The 19,317-nt window shown below is 58.7% G+C and carries 16 protein-coding genes; 5 read left to right on the forward strand and 11 right to left on the reverse strand.

Features of this window, described 5'->3' with window-relative positions; translation table 11 throughout:
* The first annotated feature begins 145 nt into the window (after positions 1-145).
* Both ppiD and ONZ54_RS10435 read left to right on the forward strand, forming a co-directional pair.
* Positions 146-2,059 (forward strand): peptidylprolyl isomerase, encoded by a 1,914-nt coding sequence (gene ppiD / locus ONZ54_RS10430; RefSeq protein ID WP_271788095.1) that lies wholly within the window; start codon positions 146-148, stop codon positions 2,057-2,059.
* A 68-nt stretch (positions 2,060-2,127) separates the two neighbouring features.
* A complete protein-coding gene (locus ONZ54_RS10435; RefSeq protein ID WP_271788096.1) occupies positions 2,128-2,271 on the forward strand; it encodes a hypothetical protein in 144 nt (47 codons plus the stop codon).
* Between the two features lie 114 nt (positions 2,272-2,385).
* On the opposite strand, the gene ONZ54_RS10440 is transcribed toward ONZ54_RS10435, so the two are convergent.
* The 5 genes from ONZ54_RS10440 to ONZ54_RS10460 all read right to left on the reverse strand — a co-directional run bounded on the left by ONZ54_RS10440 (position 2,386) and on the right by ONZ54_RS10460 (position 8,703).
* Complete coding sequence (locus ONZ54_RS10440; protein WP_058394011.1) at positions 2,386-3,978, reverse strand: ABC-F family ATPase; 1,593 nt, start codon at positions 3,976-3,978, stop codon at positions 2,386-2,388.
* 236 nt (positions 3,979-4,214) lie between these two features.
* Positions 4,215-5,870, reverse strand: coding sequence for a cation acetate symporter (locus tag ONZ54_RS10445; protein ID WP_042467894.1), 1,656 nt, complete (start codon positions 5,868-5,870; stop codon positions 4,215-4,217).
* Positions 5,867-6,178 (reverse strand): DUF485 domain-containing protein, encoded by a 312-nt coding sequence (locus ONZ54_RS10450; protein WP_058394009.1) that lies wholly within the window; start codon positions 6,176-6,178, stop codon positions 5,867-5,869. The genes ONZ54_RS10445 and ONZ54_RS10450 overlap by 4 nt, the downstream gene beginning before the upstream one ends.
* Before the next feature lie 108 nt (positions 6,179-6,286).
* Entirely contained in the window at positions 6,287-6,913 is a 627-nt protein-coding gene (locus ONZ54_RS10455; RefSeq protein ID WP_005315390.1) for a 3'-5' exonuclease, read from the reverse strand.
* 2 nt (positions 6,914-6,915) lie between these two features.
* On the reverse strand, positions 6,916-8,703 hold the full coding sequence (locus ONZ54_RS10460) for a putative nucleotidyltransferase substrate binding domain-containing protein (protein WP_271788097.1): 1,788 nt from the start codon (positions 8,701-8,703) through the stop codon (positions 6,916-6,918).
* A gap of 182 nt (positions 8,704-8,885) precedes the next feature.
* Here ONZ54_RS10460 and ONZ54_RS10465 point away from each other — a divergent pair, with 182 nt between their 5' ends.
* Positions 8,886-9,692 (forward strand): crotonase/enoyl-CoA hydratase family protein, encoded by an 807-nt coding sequence (locus ONZ54_RS10465; RefSeq protein ID WP_005315394.1) that lies wholly within the window; start codon positions 8,886-8,888, stop codon positions 9,690-9,692.
* A gap of 79 nt (positions 9,693-9,771) precedes the next feature.
* On the opposite strand, the gene ONZ54_RS10470 is transcribed toward ONZ54_RS10465, so the two are convergent.
* On the reverse strand, positions 9,772-11,271 hold the full coding sequence (locus ONZ54_RS10470; protein ID WP_058394006.1) for an alanine/glycine:cation symporter family protein: 1,500 nt from the start codon (positions 11,269-11,271) through the stop codon (positions 9,772-9,774).
* 300 nt (positions 11,272-11,571) lie between these two features.
* Between ONZ54_RS10470 and ONZ54_RS10475 the strand changes: the two genes are divergently transcribed.
* Together ONZ54_RS10475 and ONZ54_RS10480 are read left to right on the forward strand one after the other, a co-directional pair.
* Positions 11,572-12,009, forward strand: coding sequence for a GNAT family N-acetyltransferase (locus tag ONZ54_RS10475; protein WP_271788098.1), 438 nt, complete (start codon positions 11,572-11,574; stop codon positions 12,007-12,009).
* An 18-nt stretch (positions 12,010-12,027) separates the two neighbouring features.
* Positions 12,028-12,843 (forward strand): M90 family metallopeptidase, encoded by an 816-nt coding sequence (locus ONZ54_RS10480; protein WP_271788099.1) that lies wholly within the window; start codon positions 12,028-12,030, stop codon positions 12,841-12,843.
* An 81-nt stretch (positions 12,844-12,924) separates the two neighbouring features.
* On the opposite strand, the gene ONZ54_RS10485 is transcribed toward ONZ54_RS10480, so the two are convergent.
* The 5 genes from ONZ54_RS10485 to ONZ54_RS10505 all read right to left on the reverse strand — a co-directional run bounded on the left by ONZ54_RS10485 (position 12,925) and on the right by ONZ54_RS10505 (position 19,307).
* Complete coding sequence (locus tag ONZ54_RS10485; RefSeq protein WP_005315399.1) at positions 12,925-13,521, reverse strand: acetate uptake transporter; 597 nt, start codon at positions 13,519-13,521, stop codon at positions 12,925-12,927.
* Positions 13,522-14,198: 677 nt separating this feature from the next.
* Complete coding sequence (locus ONZ54_RS10490; RefSeq protein ID WP_271788100.1) at positions 14,199-17,096, reverse strand: DUF748 domain-containing protein; 2,898 nt, start codon at positions 17,094-17,096, stop codon at positions 14,199-14,201.
* Between the two features lie 48 nt (positions 17,097-17,144).
* The gene (locus ONZ54_RS10495) at positions 17,145-17,906 is read right to left on the reverse strand and encodes a substrate-binding periplasmic protein (RefSeq protein ID WP_271788101.1); all 762 of its coding nucleotides are present in this window, start codon (positions 17,904-17,906) and stop codon (positions 17,145-17,147) included.
* Positions 17,907-17,943: 37 nt separating this feature from the next.
* Positions 17,944-18,354, reverse strand: a complete 411-nt coding sequence (locus tag ONZ54_RS10500; protein WP_005315403.1) for a MerR family transcriptional regulator — start codon at positions 18,352-18,354, stop codon at positions 17,944-17,946.
* Positions 18,355-18,368: 14 nt separating this feature from the next.
* Positions 18,369-19,307, reverse strand: a complete 939-nt coding sequence (locus ONZ54_RS10505) for a hydroxymethylglutaryl-CoA lyase (protein WP_021140236.1) — start codon at positions 19,305-19,307, stop codon at positions 18,369-18,371.
* Between the last annotated feature and the right edge of the window lie 10 nt (positions 19,308-19,317).

A 19,317-nucleotide genomic window follows, 5' to 3' on the forward strand; every position in this document is an offset into this window, starting at 1 on the left:
CGCTGATATTACATCGGCCACCGTCCTTGGTCACAGACCAGACAAGTGAGAGGGCTCTCCCTCATACTGATTGACCAAGGCGCATCGCAATCGGTGCGCCTTTTCATTATTTACGCCCATCGAGTTCGGGAGCATAAGTACAAACATGATGTTGGATAAACTACGCGAAGGGGCGCAGGGCAAGGTAGCCAAGGTTATCTTGGGCCTGATCATCCTCTCCTTTGCCTTGGCCGGTGTAGGCAGTTACCTCAATGGCCCGGCACGTACCGCCCCCGCTACCGTCAACGGCAATGACATCAGCTCCGCTGCGCTGGAAAATGCCTATCGCAACGAGCGGGTCCGCATGGAATCCCAAATGGGGGAATCTTTCAGCCAGTTGGCCGCCAACCCTGACTACATGAAGCAGTTCCGCCGCGGTGTGCTGGACAGGCTGATTGATCAGGCCCTGTTCGACAGCAAGGCCCGTGAACTGGGTCTGCGGGTCAGTGACGAGCAGATCAAACAGGCCATCATCGCCATGCCGGAGTTTGCCGAAGATGGCAAATTCAACAATGACCGCTACCTGCAGCTCATTCGTCGTGCCGGCATGACACCGGAGATGTTCCGTGACTCACTGCGCCAGGACATGGTGCGTCAGCAGCTGATGGGCGCCCTGCTCGGCACCGAATTTGCGCTCAAGGGTGAAGCGGAGCAACTCGACAAGCTCTACAACCAGACCCGTGATCTGCGTCTGGTGCGTCTTGCTGCCGCCGCTTATCTGGGCGATGTCCAGGTTTCCGATCAGGAAGTGGAGCAGTACTACAAGACCAACAGCGCGCGTTTCATGAACGACGAGAAGGTGAAGGTCGACTATCTGCTGCTGGATGCGGCCAACCTCGGCAAAGATATCAAGGTCACCGAGCAGGATGCCAAGGATTACTACGATCAGCACCAGGACCTGTTCCAGCGTGCCGAGCGTCGTCATGTAGCGCATATCCTGATCCCGTTTGGCAAGGATGAGAAGGCGGCCGAGAAGCTGGCCGGCGAACTCCTGACCAAGGCCAAGGGCGGCGATGATTTTGCCGCGCTGGCCAAGGCCAACTCCTCCGATACTTTCTCTGCCAAGAAGGGCGGCGAGCTGGACTGGTTCGAGAAAGGGGTGATGGATCCGGCCTTCGAGCAGGCCGCCTTTGCCCTGAACAAGGCAGGGGATCTCTCCAACCTGGTGAAAAGCCCGTTCGGTTTCCACGTCATCAAGTTGCTGGGTGTTGAAGCGGCTCAGACCAAACCGTTTGTGGATGTCATGGGTGAAACCATCCGACGTCTGCAGGCTGACAAGGCCAAGGAACTATTCTTTGCCGAGCAGCAGAAAATGGCTGACAGCAGCTTCGAGAACCCGGACTCGCTGGATCTGACAGCCGATACCATGGGCCTCAAGGTGCAGTCCGTGGACTTCTTCAGTCAGGCGGATGCACCGGCACCCCTCAATGATCCCAAGGTACTCTCGGTGGCGTTCTCCGAACAGCTGCGCGATGACAACACCAACTCGGATGTGATCGAACTGGCTGATGGCAAGGCGCTGGTCCTGCACATCACAGGTTATCAACCGAAAGCGGCCAAACCGCTGGCGGAGATCAAGGAGCAGGTGATCGCGGCCATCAAGCATGACAAGGCCAGTGAAGTGGCTCGTGGCAAGGCGCAGGGCCTGCTGGACAAGCTGAAGGCCGGTGAGAACATTCAGGCCGATCTGACTGCGCTGGGCTTGAAGATGGAGACCCATAAAGGGGTTGCCCGCTTCGCTCAGGACATGGATCAGAACCTGGTTGCCCAGGTGTTCCGCATGCCTCATCCGAAGGATGGCAAGCCGAGTGTCGAGCTGGTCGCCGAAGCCAATGGTGATCGCGTGGTGGTCGCACTGGACAAGGTGGTGGTAGCCAAGGAGCCGTCCCAGATGGTCAGCCTGCTGCAAGGCCAGCTTGGCCAAGGCAAGGCCCAGGTGAGCTACAAGTCCCTGATTGACGAGCTGCGCAAAGCCGCCAAGATCGAGTACTTCACCGATGTGGAAGCCACAGTCGAATAAATCCGACCGGTTGCAACCCATTGAAAACGGCCCCGTGATGGGGCCGTTTTTTTATCTGCGAAGTGGGGTTGAGGTCGCTATGCTGGCTGCGTGACCTGCGTGACCTGCGTGACCTGCGTGACCTGCGTGACCTGCGTGACCTGCGTGACCTGCGTGACCTGCGTGACCTGCGTGACCTGCGTGACCTGCGTGATACGTTATGCGCAGCGTAGAAACGAGGATATGTGTTGGTTTCCCGTAGGGGACGGATCAGAGCGCGGCGGCCATAAAAAAACCGGCAATCACTTGCCGGTTTTTTCTATTCAAGCGCCCTGGCGGGCGAGGGATTACACCACGCCCTGAGTGCGCAGGTACTCCTCGTAGGTACCGCCGAAGTCACGGATGCCGTTCTCGCTCAGTTCCAGGATGCGGGTCGCCAATGAGGAGACGAACTCGCGGTCGTGGGAGACGAAGATCAGGGTGCCCTGATACATTTCCAGCGCCATGTTCAAGGATTCGATAGATTCCATGTCCAGGTGGTTGGTCGGTTCATCCATGATGAGGATGTTGGGGCGCTGCATCATCAGCTTGCCGAACAGCATGCGACCCTGTTCACCACCGGAGAGCACCTTGACCGGCTTCTTGATGTCATCCTGGGTGAACAGCAGACGGCCGAGAATGGAGCGTACCGCCTGCTCATCTTCATTCTCCTGTTTCCACTGTGCCATCCAGTCGAACACATTGAGGTCGGTGTCGAAGTCTTCGGCATGATCCTGAGCGTAGTAACCGATCTGGGCATTCTCGGACCATTTGATGGTGCCGGTGTCCGGGGTCAGATCGCCAACGAGCGTCTTGATCAGGGTGGATTTACCGATGCCGTTGGTACCCAGAATGGCGACCTTCTCGCCCACTTCCAGCATCATGCTGAGGCCCTTGAACAGGGGCGCATCGCCATAGCCTTTGGCAACGTTTTCCATTTCCAGGATGTTGCGGTAGAGCTTCTTCTCCTGCTCGAAGCGGATGAAGGGGTTCTGACGGCTGGACACCTTCACTTCCTCAATCTTGATCTTGTCGATCTGCTTGAGGCGAGAGGTGGCCTGGCTGGATTTGGAGGCGTTGGCGCTGAAACGGGAGACGAAGGATTGCAGATCGGCGATCTGGGCCTTCTTCTTGGCGTTGTCGGAGAGCAGACGCTCGCGGGCCTGGGTGGCGGCTGTCATGTACTCGTCGTAGTTGCCCGGGTAGACGCGCAGCTCGCCGTAGTCCAGATCCGCCATGTGGGTGCAGACAGAGTTCAGGAAGTGACGATCGTGAGAGATGATGATCATGGTGCTTTCACGATCGTTGAGCACCTGCTCCAGCCAGCGGATGGTATTGATGTCCAGGTTGTTGGTCGGTTCGTCCAGCAACAGGATGTCGGGGTTGGAGAAGAGGGCCTGGGCCAGCAGCACCCGCAGTTTCCAGCCTGGAGCCACTTCGCTCATGGGACCGTTGTGCTGTTCGATGGGGATACCTGCGCCCAGCAGCAGTTCGCCTGCACGGGATTCAGCGGTATAGCCATCGTACTCGGCAACCATGCCTTCCAGCTCGGCGGCCTTCATGTAGTCGTCGTCGGTGGCGTCCAGGTTGGCGTAGATGGCATCGCGTTCGGCGATGGCGGCCCACAACTCGCCGTGACCCATCATGACCACGTCCAGCACGCGCATCTCTTCGTAGGCGAACTGGTCCTGGCGCAGCTTACCGATACGCTCGTTGACGTCCAGGCTCACATTACCGCCACTCGGCTCAAGGTCGCCGCCGAGGATCTTCATAAAGGTGGACTTGCCACAGCCGTTGGCGCCAATGAGGCCATAGCGGTTGCCGCCGCCAAACTTGACGTTGATGTTCTCAAACAGCGGCTTGGCGCCGAATTGCATGGTGATGTTATTGCTGCTTAACAAAGTAAGTGTCCCGGTTGGTCTGTCAAATGGCGCGCATTATGGCACAGATCCCCCGAAAGTTTTAGCAAGAACTGTGATCTGGCCCCATTGCGGGCAGGGCACAGATCAGGTGGCAAGCCCTCTGAACGTTTTGATGAAGTCAGTGACCGGTTCTCATGGCATGGGGGGAATCGTCAGTGAGCGTCGGCCATGAAAAAAGCCGGCGCAGGGCCGGCTTGCAACAAGGTAAGTTGTGGTTAGTGGGCTGTCGCGCCGGAGGCACCGAGCCCGGTTTGTGAACGGATGAACTGGGGCAGGAACTTGGCATGTTCGTCGGCCGCATTCTCGGACTTGTCGGTGACAGAGAACAGCCAGATCCCGATGAAAGCCACTGCCATGGAGAAGAGGGCAGGGTACTCGTAGGGGAAGATAGCTTCTGCATGACCCAGTACCTTCACCCACACGGTCGGGCCCAGCACCATCAGGCTGACCGCACTGACCAGACCGAGCCAGCCACCGAAGACGGCGCCGCGCGTCGTCAGACGGGACCAGAACATGGAGAGGAAGAGCACAGGGAAGTTGCAGCTCGCCGCAATGGAGAAGGCCAGTCCGACCATGAAGGCGATGTTCTGCTTCTCGAACAGGATCCCCAGACCGATGGCGACCACCCCCAGCACCACAGTGGTGTACTTGGAAACGCGCAGCTCGTCGGTTTCGTTGGCCTTGCCCTTCTTGATGACGCTGGCATAGATATCGTGGGAGACCGCAGAAGCACCTGCCAGGGTCAAGCCCGCGACCACCGCCAGTATGGTGGCGAACGCAACGGCGGAGATGAAACCGAGGAACAGGCTGCCACCGACTGCATCGGCCAGATGAATGGCTGCCATATTGGTGCCGCCCAGCAGGGCGCCGGTGGCGTCCTTGAAGTCAGGGTTGGTGCTGACCAGCAAAATGGCGCCAAAGCCGATGATGAAGGTCAAGATGTAGAAGTAGCCGATGAAGCCGGTGGCATAGAACACAGATTTACGGGCTTCCTTGGCATCGCTCACTGTGAAGAAACGCATCAGTATGTGGGGTAGACCGGCGGTACCGAACATCAGCGCCAGACCCAGCGAGATGGCGGAGATGGGATCAGACACCAGCCCACCCGGACTCATGATGGCGATACCCTTCTCATGCACCTTGACCGCTTCGCTGAACAGGGCACCGATATCGAAGTTGACGGACTTCATCACCATGATGGCCATGAAGCTGGCACCGGAGAGCAGCATCACCGCCTTGATGATCTGCACCCAGGTGGTGGCCAGCATGCCGCCAAACAACACATAGAGCACCATCAGTATGCCGACCAGCACCACGGCCACATGGTATTGCAGGCCGAACAGCAGCTCGATGAGTTTGCCTGCACCCACCATCTGGGCGATGAGGTAGAGGGCCACTACCACCAGGGATCCACTGGCGGAGAGGCTGCGCACCGAGGTCTGCTTGAGACGGTAGGAAGCCACATCAGCAAAGGTATATTTGCCGAGATTGCGCAGCCGCTCCGCGATCAGGAACAGTATGATGGGCCAGCCCACCAAAAAGCCGATGGAGTAAATGAGGCCATCGTAGCCCGAGGTGTAAACCAGAGCGGAAATACCGAGGAAAGAGGCGGCAGACATGTAGTCGCCGGCGATGGCCAGACCGTTTTGAAAGCCGGTGATGCGTCCGCCAGCGGCATAATAATCGGAGGCGGAGCGGTTACGCTTGGAGGCCCAATAGGTAATGAACAGGGTACCCGCCACGAAGATCACGAACATGACGATGGCAGAGATGTTGAGGGGTTGGCGATTGACGTCACCGGTCAGCGCCTCGGCCGCCAGCAAGGGGGAAGAGGCCAGCGAGGCCAGCAACAGCAGAGACTTGCCTTTCATGATTGCACTCCCTTGAGGATCTTCTGGTTCAGCTCGTCGAACTCACCGTTGGCCCGGAATACATAGATGCCGGTCAGTATGAAGGAAGATAGGATCAGCCCCACTCCCACCGGAATACCACGGGTGATGGTGGAGCCCTCGCTCAAGGGGGTGCCAAGCCAGCCGGGGGCAAAAGCGATGAGCAGGATGAAGGCCAGGTAAAGCCCCAGCATCAGGATGGAGAGGGTCCAGGCAAAGCGCTGGCGTTTGGCCACCAACTCCTGGAAGTGGGGATCTTGCTGGATCCTCAAATAACGTTGCTGTTCCATTGCAGTTCTCCATGACATAAGTGTCAGCGGTGGATGAAGGGAAGTCCCTACCGAGCAGGCACCCTGCTCATGTAATCAAAATGTGAATTAAATGTTATTTGTGGGCAATTAGACTTTGGGATAAGCCAGTGGCCCGCCTTGGGTCAGGCGCAGGTAAATAAGAGCAGCCGTGATGGCATCACTCAGGGCGTCGTGTACGGGCAGGGAAGGCAAGTTCAGGTGCTGGCGGATGGCGGCCAGATGCAGGTCGATGACCGCGTCGGGATAGCGGCGATAGAGGTGATCGTGGTAGAGCCGGCTCACCTCTATCCCTTGTTGGGCAAGGGTCAGCCCCCACTGTTTCTGACAGGCCAGGTTGAGAATGCGCAGATCGTAGGCGATGTGATATCCCACCAGTTCACGTGGACCGATAAAGGCCAACAGCTGGCGCAGTGCGGCTTCCAGCCTCATGCCCTGTTGCAGATCCTGATGGCGCAGACCGTGGATCACCACGGATTGCGCGTTCAGGCTGGCGGGGGCTTGTACCCGCAGTGAGAGCGCTTCGCCGGTCAATATCCGGTTACCCTTGATGCGCACCGCCCCGATGGAAACGATCTCGGCCCGGGCAGGATCCAGGCTGGTGGTTTCAAAATCGAGGGCAATCAGCTCATCCTCTGGTGGCAGAGCAAAGAGCGGTGCGAACTCGCCAGTTCGGAAAGCACGGCCATGCCAGTAGCGTCGAGCGCGGCTCCACATGCCTATTGTCTCAGACGAAAGTGCAAGGTGAGCCACTGCTGGAATTTCTTTACCTGATGCAGTGCCTGACGCAGCAGATCCCGCTCGCCGTGGCTGAGTTCATTGACCTGTACCCGGCTCTCTCCTCCCTTGAGCTGGCTGCGCAATCGCAGGCGGATAAAGAGTCGAAATGCCTCTGCCAGATTGTCACCATAGCTGGCGCTAAGTCGTTCTGCTGCCACCAGTGCCTCAATGCGCCCCAGGGTCGAGGTTTCCATAATGGTCGCCTCCAGTGCCAGCATACGGATGCCATGGACCAGGGGGAACAGTCCGCCCCGCTTGAGATCCAGCCCATCAGCGGAGCGTTCCAGCCGGCCAAACAGGGTGAGCGGCGCATGAAAAGCCACTGCCGGCCTGACCATCTCCGCCAGCAGATCCCGCCTGTCGGCAAGCTGCTCCCGCAGTTGACGGGCGATGGGAGGGAGCAGGTTGCGATTTCCGGCGATAGGGTGAGCATCGGCCAGGGTGGCGAGCCAGAGCAGGCTGGCTTCGTTTGCTGCGAGGCAGGCCTGCTCAATCCCGCTCTGCCACTGCGTCATCTCTTTCACCCATAGGGGGTTGTTGACCATCACCTGGCCGGGACAGGGCGGGTAACCGAGTTGCTCAAGCAGTGCGCTGAAGGTGGTCAGGTCTTCCTGTTGACTGGGCCAGTACAGGTCGGCAGGCAGGATCAGGGCATTGTCCTGATCTGTTTTGAGGATCTGTTCGCCGCGCCCCTCCGAGCCCAGCATCAGCAGGCACACCTTGTCCTGTACCTCGGGCGGGATCACCAGAGAAAAGGCCTTGGCGATCAATTGCTCGTTGATGGTGGCGATGAGTTTCATCAAAAAGGCGGTGTGGATACCCTGACTAAACAGGGAGCGGGTCAGTTGTTGCTGCTCCCGGGCCACCGCTTCCAGCGCGGGCAGTGTATCGGCGCGGGCGATGCGCAGGGTCAACACATGGGAGTGGGTGGAGAATAGCCCCAGCACCTGTGCCAACTGCAAGATGCCCATCACTTCACCTTGTTGCCAGATGACCAGCCGCTTGATGCGATGACGGGTCATCAATAATAGGGCATCAAACAGATAGCTGCCCAGTGGCAGGCCAATCAGCGGTGCCGGGGTCAGCACGGCAAGCGGTGCCGTCAGCGGCAGCCCCTTCAGGGTGAGGGCGTGCAGCAATGTCTTGCGGGTAGCCAGGGTCAGGCTGCCATCGTGAGCGGGATAGAGCAGGCAATCCGTGCCCTTGGCCACCATGGCCTCGGTGGCCGCCAGCAGGCTGAGCCGGTTTTCGACGACGAGCGGTGCTTGCAGATGACCGGGTTCAATCCGGGTCAGGATAAATTCCGCCAGATTCTTCTGGCCCAGCTGTTCGCGCTGCTCTTGTTGCTGTTGTCGTTCGGCCAGGCTGGCGGTGAAGTAGCCAGCCAGCGCCGGATTGCTGTCGCACAGTGCCCGAAACTCGGCGTGGGGAATGAGCTGGCAGAGGGTATCTTCCAGTGCGTTGAACTGGTGGCGACAGCGGCCATCAAACTGGGCGCGCACATCAAACAGATCGTCGACCCCGTAATCGCCAAAATGGTGATGGGTCGCGGATTCCTCCACCGCTCCCTTGATGATGAGGTAGAGGCCGGGTGGGGCATCACCGGCGTTCAACACCGTCTGTCCCGCGCGAAAATAGCAGATGGAGAGGTGCTGTTCGAGCCGCTCACGCTGCTCTGCATTCAGTACATCAAATGGGGGGCGGGCAAAGTTGAACAAGCTAGTCATGGCAATCCTTGGCCTGTGGCGTCAGATCAGTCTGACAAAGCCGTGACGCAGGAGCCAGCCGACTTTAGTCGCACACCTTGCCTGCAACAGGACGCGGGAAAATGGTGGCCTCGCTGTACCTCGCAATAACACTCTGATAACGTGGTGGTATGACCAGTTTGATTCGAGGAGCGGAGAGGGAAATGGAAAAACCAAGGGTCAAGTGCGAGATCCGGGACGGTATCGCCGAGGTGATGCTGGCGCGGGGGGACAAGCTCAATGCGCTGGATAGAAGCATGTTTGGCGCCATCGACCAGACGCTCGCCGAGTTGCAGCAACACAAGGGGCTGCGGGCCGTGATCCTGTATGGGGAAGGGCGCGCCTTCTGCGCCGGGCTGGATGTGAAATCCATGCTCAAGCAGCCGGTGGCGGCCCTGGACATACTCAAGCGCGAGGCGGATGAGGCAACCAATCTGGCGCAGCGGGTCGCCTATGGCTGGCACCAGTTGCCGGTACCTGTGATTGCCGTGACCCAGGGGGTGTGCTTTGGCGGCGGCTTGCAGATTGCCCTCGGCGCCGACTTCCGGTTCAGCACCCCGGATTGTCGCTTCTCCGTGATGGAGATCAAGTGGGGCATCATTCCCGACATGAGTGGCTGCGTCACCCTGCGTAACCTGATGGGGGTGGATACCGCCATGGAGCTCGCCATGAGCGGGCGCGAGTGCGATGCACTGGAGGCCAAGTCCCTCGGGTTGGTAAGCCGGGTATGCGAGGATCCGCTGACCGAGGCGCGGGAGTTTGCCCGTACCCTCATCACCAAGTCGCCGGATGCGCTGGCGGGGATCAAGCAGCTCTACCAGCAGGCCTGGGCTCGCAGCGATGAGGTGATGCTCAAGGAAGAGACCCGCTTGCAAAAGCAGATCCTGGGTCGACCCAATCAGTGGCGCGCCACGTTCAACAGCCTGTTTCGCTGGCGCCTGCCGTTTGGGCCGAGGCGCAACGCCCTCTGACGCGGTAAAGGGAAGCGGTAAAGAACACAGCAAAATAAAATGGCAGCCGAGGCTGCCATTTTTCGTTGTGTCGTTGCACTTATTTGGTGATGGTATCCGGATCCGGTTCGAACGGGTGGCCGGACAGCTCTTGCTCCAGGTTTTGCTCGGAGCGGCGACCAGTCCAGTAATCGGCGTTCTTGATACCGAGTTTCTCGGGATGGAACACGGGATCCAGCCCTTGAGCCTGCTGTGCTTCATAGTCTTTCAAGCAGATAAAAGCAGTTTTTTGCAGCAGCAGGATGGCGACGATGTTGAGCCAGGCCATCAGACCTACCCCTATGTCTCCCAGACCCCAGGCGAGATCTGCCGTCTTGACGGTACCGTAGACAGTCGCTGCCATCAGAGCAATCTTCAGCAAGAAGGTGAGCCAGGGGCGATTAATCTTGCGGTTGATATAGGCGATGTTGGTTTCGGCGATGTAGTAGTAGGCGACTATGGTGGTGAACGCGAAGAAGAACAGCGCGATAGCCACGAAGATGCTGCCAAAGCCCGGCATCATGCTCTCCATGGCGGTCTGTACATAACCAGGGCCTGCGGCAATGCCGGCGATGCCTGTGTAAATGGCTGCGCCATCCGGTCCTTGCACGTTGTAAAGGCCGGTGATCAGCAGCATGAAGCCGGTGGCGGAGCAGACAAACAGGGTGTCGATGTAGACGGAAAACGCCTGCACCAGCCCTTGTTTGGCCGGGTGGCTCACTGCGGCGGCAGAGGAGGCATGGGGGCCGGTACCTTGACCCGCTTCGTTGGAATAGACCCCACGCTTGACGCCCCACATGATGGCCAGACCCAGAATGGCACCAAAACCGGCGTCCAGACCAAAGGCACTCTTCCAGATCAGCAGGATCACGCCCGGCAGTGCCGAGATGTTGAGGGCGATGATGACGCAGGCCACTATGATGTAGCCCAGCGCCATGAAGGGCACTACGGTACTGGCAAAGCTGGCAATCCGTTTGACGCCACCGAAGATGATAAAGCCCAGCAGCAGCGCCAGACCAGCGGCAGTGACGTTTGGATCGATATCAAAGGCGGTTTTCAGGCTGGAGCCGATGGAGTTTGCTTGAACCCCCGGCAGCAGCACGCCGCAGGCAAAGATGGTAGATATGGCGAAGGTCCAGGCGTACCACTTCATGCCAAGCCCTTTCTCGATATAAAAGGCTGGGCCACCGCGGTACTCACCGTTGATCTTCTCTTTGTAGACTTGACCCAGGGTGGACTCCACGAATGCTGAGCTGGCACCGAGGAAGGCCACCATCCACATCCAGAACAGGGCGCCCGGACCACCGAAGGTGATGGCAGTGGCGACACCGGCTATGTTGCCGGTACCGACCCGACCCGCAAGCGTCATGGCCAGCGCCTGGAAGGAGGAGACACCTGCATCGGTGCTCTTGCCATCAAACATCAGGCGTACCATCTCTTTCATGTGGCGCAGTTGCAAAAAACGGGTGCGCAGGGAGAAGTAGAGGCCTACCCCCAGGCACAGATAGATGAGCGCAGGGCTCCAAATCACACCATTGATAGCATTGACGATTTCATTCATGTACAACAACTCCTTTGTTGTGCTGTCTTGGCGAGGTCTTTGCCTCGCTCCCTTAAAATGGTAAGTGACCAAGAGGGTCACTCAATCTTGAGCGGGACTTTCAACTGCCAAGTCCGTGGGTTTTAACATATCGGTTTGTTCAAGGGCTTCCCAGCGAAATATGTTGTCATGTTGTTAATTTGTGAGTTGGCGTTAACAAATGGCCCTTTTGGTCGGGATGTGTCGGTATCCCCGCCATGATCTCCTCTCTCGTCTACCTGGATTGGTGATAACGGAGACACAGCAAATTTGAGGCCAAGGATGAAAATAGAAAACCATCTCAATGTGATCCGCCTCGCCGGGCAGGGGGATGCGGTCGCCATGGCCCACCTGTTCGGGCAGCTTGGCTATCCCGCCAGCCCGGTCGAGGTGGCTGAACGCTGGTTGCAGCCAGCTGCTGATCGTGAGGTGCTGCTCGCCTGTCACGAGGTCGAGGTCGTGGGAGTGCTGGTGTGGCATCGCCTGCGGCCCTTGCATGTTGCACCAGACTGGGGCCTGATCTCGGCGCTGGTCGTCGATGAAGGTGCAAGAGGCGCTGGTGTGGGGGCTGCCTTGCTGGCGACGGCAGAAGCTCGCGCCCTGGCGCAAGGTTGCAGCCAGCTGGAATTGTCCAGCAGTCTCAAACGGCAAGATGCCCATCGTTTCTATCTGTCTCAGGGTTACCTCGAGCGTCCGAAGCGGTTCGTAAAAGTATTTTGATTGGCAAGAGGAGTCTGCGTGTTCTGGTCCAGGTTATGGAGTCTGTTTGGTGGTATGTCCCGACAGGAAGAGAGCGCCCCACGAGCGCTGGAGTGGCAACAGGCCCTGGCTGTGGTGCCCATCTTGCAGGGATTTTCCAAAGACGATCAGCTGCGGTTGATTGCTCTGGCGCAGCAATTTCTGGCCCGCAAGACCCTGACCCAACTCGGGGTTGAGCTGACTTCCCGCCAGCAGGCGGTATTGGCCTTGCAGGCGGTGCTGCCCATTTTGCATCTTGGTCTCGACTGGTATCGTGGCTTTCACGAAATCATATTGATCCCGGAACCCGTTGTCCGTCGTCAGGAGGTGCAGGATGAATTCGGTCTGGTGAGCGAGTGGGAAGAAGAAAACGCTGGGGAGTCCTGGCCTCAGGGGCCGCTGGTGCTGGCCTGGAGCGAGTTGCAGCAGGACGGGGATTGGGATGGCTTCAACCTGGTTATCCACGAATTGGCTCATAAACTCGACATGCTGGGGGGAGATGCCGACGGCGCGCCACCGCTGCCAAGTGGCATGGATACACGCCAGTGGACCCAGGCCCTGCAGGAGGCGTTCGATGCCATGAATGCCCAGCTGGCCCGCGACGAGGTAACCGCTATCGATCCCTATGCCGCCGAGCATCCGGCCGAGTTTTTTGCCGTGTGCTGCGAGAGCTTCTTTACCGATCCGTTGCGCTTGCGGCAGGTCTATCCCGCTGTATACCGACAACTAAGCCAGTTCTTCAGCCAGGATCCCGCCCTGCGTTTTCCGGCGATCCGCTTGTTGGCGGGAGAGGCGCAAACGGGGCTAGCTGTCTGATAACCGATCCGCAGATGATTTAATCTGAATAGCAAAAAGGCACCCGGAGGTGCCTTTTTCACAATCTGAATTGCTTACCTATCAGGCAGCAGCTTTCAGCTGTACTGCAGCGGCTTTCTTGTGATCGCCAATCGGCAGCACAGTGCGGCCAAACTGTTCGTTGATCACGGTAGCCATGGCCAGGTAGATGGCACTGGCGCCACAGATGATGCCTTCGAAACCGGCAATGGTGCCGATCAGGGTGCTGCCGGTGAAATCACGGGCGGCCAGCAGGAAGAACAGCACTGTCAGGGAGGCGAACACGAACTGCTTCACACGGGGGAAGTTGACGGTGCCGACCAGCATGAAGAGAGTGAACATGCCCCACATCAGCAGATACCAGCCCATGTAAGCGTGGGGAGTGGCTTCGGCCAGACCCATGGTCGGCATCACCAGCAGGAACACCAGGCTCCACCAGAAGGTGCCGTAGGAGATGAAGGCGGTGACACCGAAGGTGTTGCCACGCTTGAACTCCATGATACCGGCGATGATCTGGGCCAGACCGCCATAGCACAGGCCCATGGCCAGGATCATGGCGCTGATGGGGAAGAAACCTGCGTTATGGATGTTCAGCAGAATGGTGGTCATACCGAAACCCATCAGACCCAGAGGGGCAGGGTTGGCCAATTTTTCGCTCACGTGGTGTTCTCCAAAAATAGAGGTGGGGGTTGATAAAAGACGCGCGATTTTAGGCAGGCAACGGGTCCCTCGCAAGAGGGGAGTACAAAAAATGGTAAAAAAACTACACGAAATTTTATCCACGTCATTATTCGTGCCATTCAGGTAGATAACAGGTGAATGAATAGCGGTGGCAAGGTTGATTTTTTGTGTGAGCCACGCCGGATGTGAAAGTGAATAACAGATAGCAGCAGTGCCTTCATCCCCTGGTTTTCGAGCCTGTTTCGTGCCACTGGGCTCTTGTCTGTTGCAGCCAGATGCGTGGCATTCGTCAGAGGCAAAAATCACTATATATGCCATCAAACAAAAAGAGAGAGTCACCGTTTGAAGCGCAGAAGACACTTGCCCAAATCCAGAGGAAAACCGGTCGAGCAGGGGCGCTCACATGGGACGCATTATGTGGATAACGGGATAACGGGATAACGGGATAACGGGATAACGGGTCGCCAGAGGAGGGCAGAGCACAGTCGTAAAAGGCGTTGGGAATGAGGGTGGATATACCCTCTATGCTCTGCGCACTCAATGATGAGTCGTTAGTGGCTATGGTCTCAAGGAAGACGTGGACGCAAGGCGGCACGAACAATCAAGGAGAGCTGAGGTGAAAACGCCGGTGAGCCGTTTCTGCTCCCCGGCAGCGGTCAGTTATCCAGTGTCAGAACGACCTTGGCTTCCTTGTCCGCCTCCTTTACCTGACTGTCGAGTACGAACAACCGTTCCGGCGCAATCCCCTGGGTATCCACCAGATACTCCTTGGTATTCTGGGCACGGCGCATGGCCAGATTGCGCAGGGACTTGGCGGTGATCAGCTGTTGATCCCGCAGCAGGATCATAGCCTGGCTTCGCAGGGCCGGGCTCGACTCATCCAGTTTCAGCCGATCGGCCAGATCCCCAAGATCCTCGTTGAAGCGCGTCTCATAGGCTTCGGCCAGCGCGGCTTGGAGTATGGGGTCCTGCTCCAGCAGATCGAGGTCAACCGGCATGCCCGTGATCTTGGTCAATACTCGCTCCAGCTTCTGGCGCTGCAAAATGGGGCGCTCTTCGTTGAAGTTGACCTTGCCGCGAATGTTCATGCTGATCTTGGGTCTCTCCTTGAGCGCTTGCGCCAGCTTGGTCAGCCTGATCTGCTGGGTCGGAGTGAGAGCCGGCTCACCCAGCAGGAAGGGCAGCTCATCCAGATCCTCAGTGCCTCCGGTCAACGACGCCAGCAGAGAGAAGGGGGACGTAATGGCCTTTCTGAGGGTATTGCCCAGTACATCCCAGAAGATATTGCCGAGGCTGAAATCTGGCTGATCCAGATTGCCTTTTACCTTCAGGTTCATCTGGATGACGCCGTTGGCATCGCTGAGCAGGGCGATGGCCAGTCCCAGCGGCATGTCCTTGGCCTGCTCGCTCTTGATCTTCTCTCCCAGTTGCAGCTTCTTGATGGTGATGTCGTTATCCCCCTCCAGTCGATTGCCCTGCAGCTTGTAGTTCAGCTTCATGGAGAGCTGTCCTTTGTCGATGGCATACCCGGCGTAGGTACTGGAGTAGGGGGTGAAAGTGGTGAGCTCCAGGTTGCTGAAGGTGACCGCTACATCGAGCACGGGCTGCTCGATCAGCAGATTGGTGTTGCCGCGAATGGTCACGGGGGCATAGCGGTCAACCTTGCCGTTGAAGGCGAGATCCGAACGTTGGCCGGGAATATTGCTGATATGGCGGCTCTGGCCGCTGAGGGAGGCAATGTCCACCACGAATTCCGGGCTCAGGCTGCGATCGGCAAAGCGCAGGTTGCCCTGTTCGGTGCGGACCTGATCGATGGTAATGCGGGGGACGGGCCCGTTGGCGGGCTCTGTGCTGGCGGCTTGTGGCAGTACCAGTTGCTGGAGGTTGGTGATCCCGTCTTCGTTGATCTCGATGCGGGCGAAGGGTTTGCGCAGCAGTATGTCGCCAATCTTCACCTGCTGGCTGATGCCGTCATAGTGCAACCCGCTCAGCTCCAGGCGATCTATCTGCAGCAGGCGTTGATTGTCGGCCCGATCAAGCACGAACAACTGGTCTATGTCGAGCCCCCCTGTGACCTCGAGTTTGCTCAGCGCCCCCTCGGCATTGGTGGTCAAGGCCAGTTTGGTACGGCTGGCAAGCTGGCCGTCGCACACCGTGATGCGCAGCAGATCCTGCAGGTAGGGTTGGGCCCATTTGAGGGGCAGCCCCTGCTGCTTGAACTCGCCCTTGAGGGTGAAAGGGGCCAGGGTGAGGCCGCCGTCAAACCCCAGCGTACTCTGGGTGTTGAGGGTGGCATTGAGGTTGAGCGGGCTGGGCTGATCAGACTGACTGCCAAGGGGACCCAGCGTGAGGTTCAGCCCGGAGATCTCGCGCAGCAGCGGCTTGCCACTGCTCGATTCGGTCAGCTTGAACGCCCCCTGGCTGATGCGCGTCTCCTTGAGCGACCAGCGCCAGGGGTTGCCCGAAGTCGGCTTTTTGCCCGAGGGTTTATCCGCAGGCTGGGGGACAAGCAGTGTTGTCAGGTCCAACTGCTGCGCGGCATCGAGGGTTGCCGTGACCGCCGGGGCCTTGAGTGCGATCTTGTCGATCCTGACCGACTGCTTGTTGCCATCCAGGGCTATGCCTGCCAATGCCAGCTGTTTGAAGCGGGCAAACTCGGCGCCCTTGTTCTGCTTGAGTTGCCAGTCGCTCAAAGTCAGCTTGCCCTTTGACAACTGCCAATCCAGCCCATGCTTGCCCTGACTGAGCTGGTAGTTCAGTTCGGCGCTGGCCTCGCCCTTGACCAGATTGACCTTGAGGTAGGGGGCCCAGAGCGGCGCGAAGGGCGAGAGCGCAAGCTTGCCGAGACTGAGCTGGCCCTTGCCAGCCCCCGTCATGATATCGAGCTGGCCGCTCGCCTTGAGAGGGCTCTGCTTGTTGAGCCGGGCGGTCAACTGGAAGTGGTTGGTATTTTTCGCCGCAGTGGAGAAATCTGGCAGTTGCAGATCGAGCCCGCTCAGGGTGAGCGGGGGTATCCAGCCCGCACTGTTTTTCTTGCGACTGTCCTGGTAGCTGACGTGACCCTGTACGGCGGCCAGTTTGGCTATCTGTACCAGAGGGGGCTCGCTGCTGGTCGTGGCGGGCGTCAGCGAGGGCGTCAGCACGCTGGCCAGGGCATCGGTCAGATTGAAACGTACCTCACCTTCACCTTTGCTGTCGGCCCGACGGATGAGATTCACCATCGGCTTTGTGAGGGTGGCGTCACTCAGAATAATGGCCTTCTGCCGCCAGCTCTTGCCAAGCTCGGGGACAAGCTGCAACTGCTCGAAGGCGATGATGGGTTGCTGTTTTTCATCGAGCAGCGCCGAGGGACCGATGGCAAGGGAGGGATGGCGCAGGCTGACATGGATCTCTCCCAGCGTCAGGTTCAGACCATAGTGTTTGGCCAGCCAGGCGGGCAGGTGGCGCTGGGTGAGAGTCGGCGCTTGCCATAACAGGACCAACAGGGAGATGAGCAGTGCGGCGAAGAGATAAAGGGTATAGCGCAGCAGGCGGACACGCAGGGGGTTGGGCATGACGGTCTCCAATTGATGCGCACAGGGTAGCAAGTTTTCAGGACATAATCATGGTGCCGCTTGATGCTGTACGCCGTACTTTGTCCACAAGCGTGCCAGGGTTCCGCTTTTCTTCAACTCGGCCAGCCAGGTTTCCAGCTGGCGGGTCGAGATGTTTGCCGTCGGGCTGAGCAATGCTCTCAGCTCATACTGCTGATCCCACTTGTCTGACCGCAGCAACTGGGTTGCCAGCTCAGGATACTGTTGGCTGAACTGGTTGAGGTAGGCAAGGTTGAGGATGGCCACGTCGCCGCGCCCCTTGAACAATCCCTGTATGGCGGTGGCACTGTCTTTCACCAGTGTGATGCGAAAGCGCTGCTTGAGCGCGTCCGCATTGGCATTGAAGTCGGCAAATCCATAGTGATAACCGGTGACGCCGATAAGCTTGCGCTGATCAATGTGTTCGAAGAAAGTTTGATCACGCCCGGGCACCTTGAGAGCGACATATATTTCGCCCCCCAGCAGTAAAGGTGGGGTCATGTGAACTTGTTCCGCATCCCAATTCCAGCGGATATCCTCGAACAGCATGAGGGAGAAGCGGCCGAGTGCCAGCGCCTGATAGCGATAGGTGGCCGAGGTGGGGACAAAGACAAAACGCACCTCTTGCTGAACTTCGTTGAGCGCCGAGATGAGATCCAGCGTCAGTCCCCGATAGCGGTTTTCACTCTCCTTGACCACGAAGGGGGCATAGGGGTAACCCCCGACCCGGATCAGGGGGTGGCTCCAGGCCGTGGAGCAGAACAAGAGTAACAACCAGCACCAGCATTTCATCGGGAGCACCAAGATGGTGAGATGATCCCAGATTCGGTTAATCTGCGCTGGTTTTCAAGCTGTTAAGGGAATTTGCACAGCGCTGCTCGGCGGCTTCCAGCTCTGCCATCACCATCTGGATATCCTCCAGTTGCTGGTGCAGGGATTGGCGCTTGGCATTGATGAGCTGGATCATGGAGTGGAGCTGGGTCTTGCTCGACCGATCCGTGTCATACATGTCGAACAGCTCGCGGATTTCCGCCAGGCTGAAGCCGAGCCGTTTGCCGCGCAATGTCAGCTTGAGGCGGATCTTGTCCTTGTGGCTGTAGATGCGGGTCTGTCCCTCCCGGGTCGGGGTGATCAGTCCCTCATCCTCGTAGTAGCGGATGGTCCTTGGCGTGATATCAAATTCATGGGCCAGCTCCGAGATGCTGTAGGTGATCTCCTTGCCGGGCAGGGACGGTGGCATGGTCGTGACTCCTGTTAGTGCGAGGATGACTGGCAAAGGCGCATCCGCAGCCGCTCTGCATTGGCGTGGAGGGCCTGGCCGACCCGGGAGCCGTTGGGACGGCCGAGCCGCTCGCTTACCCATTGGCCGGTGGCCGCCAGCTTGTCCAGATCCACCCCTGTGCTCATGCCAAGGCCGTGCAGCAGATAGATCACCTCCTCCGAGGCGACGTTGCCAGAGGCACCCGGTGCGTAGGGGCACCCGCCGAGTCCGGCTACCGAGCAGTCTATGGTGCGGATGCCGCGCTCCAGCGCCGGCAGCAAATTGGCCAAGCCCTGGCCATAGGTGTCGTGAAAATGGACCGCGAGTCGTCCTGCCGGGATCTCGTGCAGCACAGCATCCAGCATGGGGGCGACCGTGCCAGGGGTACCGACTCCTATGGTGTCCCCCAGCGAGATCTCATGACAACCGAGATCAAGGAGTCGCTCGGCCATGGCCGCTACCCGTTTCGGGCGGGTCGGGCCATCGAAGGGGCAGGCGATGACGGTGGAGAGATAACCGCGCACCTTGATGCCGAGGCTGCGTGCCTCCTGCACCAGGGGGGCGAAGCGCACCAGTGACTCCTCCACACCGATGCCGATATTGGCGCGGGTAAAACCGTCGGAACAGGCGGTGAACAGACCAATCTCGTCAGCCCGGGCGGCAATGGCGGCCTGAAGGCCTTGCAAGTTGGGCACCAGGGCACCGTAGCGGGTGGGCCCCTTGCGCGGCAGGGCCTTGAACAGTTCGGCAGAGTCGGCCATCTGCGGCACTCGCCTGGGGGAGACGAAGGCCCCCACCTCGATGCGCTGCAAGCCGCTCTCGACGAGACGGGCTATCAGCTCAAGCCGCTGGATAAGGGGCAGGGCATTGGCTTCGTTTTGCAGGCCATCGCGCGGGCCCATCTCCACCAGGCTTACCTTGTCGTCCTGCATGCCAGATTCT

Source organism: Aeromonas salmonicida (assembly GCF_028355655.1).
GTDB classification, from domain to species: domain Bacteria; phylum Pseudomonadota; class Gammaproteobacteria; order Enterobacterales; family Aeromonadaceae; genus Aeromonas; species Aeromonas salmonicida.

Excerpts from the sequence above, each read along its gene's own strand:
- ppiD (WP_271788095.1), top strand. The coding sequence starts at position 146 with ATGATGTTGGATAAACTACGCGAAGGGGCGCAGGGCAAGGTAGCCAAG.
- ONZ54_RS10445 (WP_042467894.1), bottom strand. The coding sequence starts at position 5,870 with ATGAAAGGCAAGTCTCTGCTGTTGCTGGCCTCGCTGGCCTCTTCCCCC.
- ONZ54_RS10450 (WP_058394009.1), bottom strand. The coding sequence starts at position 6,178 with ATGGAACAGCAACGTTATTTGAGGATCCAGCAAGATCCCCACTTCCAG.
- ONZ54_RS10455 (WP_005315390.1), bottom strand. The coding sequence starts at position 6,913 with ATGTGGAGCCGCGCTCGACGCTACTGGCATGGCCGTGCTTTCCGAACT.
- ONZ54_RS10460 (WP_271788097.1), bottom strand. The coding sequence starts at position 8,703 with ATGACTAGCTTGTTCAACTTTGCCCGCCCCCCATTTGATGTACTGAAT.
- ONZ54_RS10465 (WP_005315394.1), top strand. The coding sequence starts at position 8,886 with ATGGAAAAACCAAGGGTCAAGTGCGAGATCCGGGACGGTATCGCCGAG.
- ONZ54_RS10470 (WP_058394006.1), bottom strand. The coding sequence starts at position 11,271 with ATGAATGAAATCGTCAATGCTATCAATGGTGTGATTTGGAGCCCTGCG.
- ONZ54_RS10475 (WP_271788098.1), top strand. The coding sequence starts at position 11,572 with ATGAAAATAGAAAACCATCTCAATGTGATCCGCCTCGCCGGGCAGGGG.
- ONZ54_RS10490 (WP_271788100.1), bottom strand. The coding sequence starts at position 17,096 with ATGCCCAACCCCCTGCGTGTCCGCCTGCTGCGCTATACCCTTTATCTC.
- ONZ54_RS10495 (WP_271788101.1), bottom strand. The coding sequence starts at position 17,906 with ATGAAATGCTGGTGCTGGTTGTTACTCTTGTTCTGCTCCACGGCCTGG.
- ONZ54_RS10500 (WP_005315403.1), bottom strand. The coding sequence starts at position 18,354 with ATGCCACCGTCCCTGCCCGGCAAGGAGATCACCTACAGCATCTCGGAG.
- ONZ54_RS10505 (WP_021140236.1), bottom strand. The coding sequence starts at position 19,307 with ATGCAGGACGACAAGGTAAGCCTGGTGGAGATGGGCCCGCGCGATGGC.